At 75.3% G+C, this 2869-nt stretch carries 2 protein-coding genes; one reads left to right on the forward strand and one right to left on the reverse strand.

What is annotated here, in order from left to right; translation table 11 throughout:
• A partial coding sequence (locus ACFFNX_RS46815; RefSeq protein ID WP_378212842.1) for a condensation domain-containing protein occupies nt 1-1667 on the forward strand: 1667 nt, incomplete at its 5' end.
• A gap of 25 nt (nt 1668-1692) precedes the next feature.
• On the opposite strand, the gene ACFFNX_RS46820 is transcribed toward ACFFNX_RS46815, so the two are convergent.
• The coding region (locus tag ACFFNX_RS46820) for an acyltransferase domain-containing protein (protein WP_378212843.1) at nt 1693-2869 on the reverse strand (1177 nt) is incomplete at its 5' end.

The raw sequence follows: 2869 nt of genomic DNA on the forward strand, positions 1-2869 counted from the left end.
CGGCGGACCGGGACCGGCCGCGCCGCTCCTGGACCGCCCCGGAGGGCGAGGTCGAGGAGCGGCTCGCCGCGATCTGGGCGGAGCTGCTCGGCCAGGACCGGCCCGGCGCCGACGACGACTTCTTCGCCCTCGGCGGTCACTCGCTGCTGGCGGGCCGTCTCGTGGCCCGGGTACGGACGGAGTTCGGCGTCGAGCTGCCCCTGGAGACGGTGTTCACCGTGGCCGCCCTGCGGCGGCTCGCCGAGGAGGTGGCCGGGGCGCCGCCGGCGGGAGAGGCGGTGCCGGACATCCGCCCGGTCGCGCGCGGCGGGCCGCTGTCCCTGTCGTACGCGCAGGAGCGGCTGTGGTTCCTGCAGCAGCTCCACCCCGGCATCCGCGCCTACCAGTTCCAGGCGACGATCGAGCTGTCCGGGTCGCTCGACCCCGGCGCCCTCGCACGCGCGCTGACAGAGATCGTCCGTCGGCACGAGATCTACCGCACGACGTTCGGCGCCGGCCCCGACGGCCCACGGCAGGTGGTCCACCCGCCCTTCACGGTCGAGCCGGCCGTCGACGACCTGCGCGGCACGCCCGATCCCGGCGCCGCCGCCCGCGACGTCATCCGCGACGCGGTGGCCACGGTGATCCCGGTCGACCGGCTGCCGCTGGTGCGCTGGCGGCTGCTGCGGCTCGCGGACGACCGGCACGTCCTCCTCCACGTCGAACATCACCTGGTGCACGACGGCTGGGCGTTCAACAACTTCGTCGGCGAGCTGTGCGCCCTGTACCGCGCCGACGTCACCGGCGGGCCGGCACCGCTGCCCGAGCCCGAGGTGCAGTTCGCCGACTTCGCCGTCTGGCAACGGTCCTGGATGGACGGACCGGCGGCGGACCGGCAGCTCGCCCACTGGCGTAAGGAACTGGACGGCGTCCCGGAGTTCCTCGGCCTGCCCACCGACCGGCCGCGCACGGCCACGCGGCGGTTCACCGGCGACGCGCCGCGGTTCGAGGTCCCCGCCGAGCTCGCCGACCGGATGCGCGACCTTGCCCGGCGCGAGCGGGTCACGCTGTTCACGGCGATGTTCGCCGCGTTCGCAGTGCTGCTGTGCCACTGGTCGGGGCAGGACGACTTCTGCGTCGGCTCCGGGATCGCGGGCCGGCGCCGGCGGCAGACCGAGCGGCTCTTCGGCATGCTGGTCAACACCGTGGCGCTGCGGGCCGACCTGCGCGGTGATCCGGCCTTCCGGGAGCTGCTCGGACGCGCGCGTTCGGTCGTCCTCGGCGCCCAGGCCAACCAGGACGTGCCGTTCGACCGCGTGGTCGCCGCCATGCGTCCCGCCCGGGTGCCGGGACGGCAGCCGCTGTGCCAGGTGATGTTCGCCTTCCACGACGCGCCGATGCGCACCCTCACGATGCCCGGTCTCCAGGTCGAGGTGACACCGGCCATCGCCAACCGCACCGCGAAGTTCGACCTCAACGTCATCGCGATCCCGCGGGTGGAGCAGTCGGTCGGGCAGGCCGGCGAGGACGACCGGGACCCCTCCGGCGCGATCGAGCTCATCTGGGAGTACGACGGCGACCTGTTCGACGCCGAGACGATCGCGCGGGCCGCCGACCGCTACCAGCGCCTGCTGCGCGCGGTGGCCGCCGACCCGCTGGCCACGGTGTCCGCGCTGGCCGGGGTCTGATCCGGGATGAGGCCGGGTCCGGGACTCAACCCGGTCGCAGCGCCCGCCAGCCGATCTCCACGCCGGCCGTCCAGAGCCGCCCGGCCATGGCGAGCAGGAGTTCCCAGCCGGGACGGCTCTCGAACGGGCCCGGCAGGGTCTGCGCGACCGTCGCCTCCTCGGGCCGCCGGGCGGCGACGGCCAGTGCCAGCCTGGCCAGTGCCTGCCCCGGGCCGAGCTCGACGAAGATCGGATCGGCCAGCCCCCACACCGCCTTCAGGCCGTCCGCGAACCTGATCGTCTGCCGCAGGTGGCGGGCCCAGTACGCGGGGTCGGCCGCCTCGCCCGCGGTGATCCAGGTGCCCGTCACGTTCGACACGAACGGCACGGCGGGCGGCCGGAGCGGGAACCCGGCGGCCAGCGCGCGCAGTGGCTCGGCCAGCGGCTCCATCATCGGCGAGTGGAAGGCGTGCGAGGTCGCGAGCCGGCGGCAGCCGATCCCCTCGTCGGCCAGCCGCCGTCCGGTCCGCTCGACCGCCTCGACCGGCCCGGACAGCACGGTCAGCCCCGGCCCGTTCAGCGCGGCGACCACCACGGAGTCGTCGAGAAGGGGCCGCAGCGGCGCCGGGTCGGACATGACGGCGAGCATCGATCCCCCGGGCAGGCCGTCCACCAGGCGGGCGCGGTGGGCGACCAGGCGCAGCGCGTGCTCCAGCGAGATCACCCCGGCGACACAGGCCGCGACGTACTCGCCGACGCTGTAGCCGAGCATGGCGGACGGCTCGACGCCGAGCGTGCGCAGCGCCCGGGCCAGCGCGTACTGCACCGAGAAGACCAGCGGCTGGGCGATGAGGGTGCGGTGGATCTCCGCGCCGGAGCCGTGCCGGTCGAAGAGCGCGGCCAGGCCCGGACGGCCGCCCGCGCCGTCGTCCCCCTCCGGGTAGAGGACGTCGTGCAGGTCCATGCCGAGCTCGGGTTCGAGCAGCCGGAAACAGCGGTCGAGCTCACGCCGGAACACCGGCAGGCGCTCGTACAGCCCGGCGGCCAGGCCCGGATAGTGGTCCCCGACCCCGGAGAACAGGAACACGAGAGGTCGCCGGGGATCCGGCCGGCCGGTGAACACGCGGCGCGGATCCCGTTTCCGCAGCCGCCGTACGGCCTCGCCGGCCGTCGCCGCCACGACCGCGCGCCGCCGGTGCGCGCCATCGCCCCCGGGGACGCCC

The sequence above is a fragment of the Actinoallomurus acaciae genome (genome assembly GCF_042429965.1).
GTDB lineage: Bacteria > Actinomycetota > Actinomycetes > Streptosporangiales > Streptosporangiaceae > Actinoallomurus > Actinoallomurus acaciae.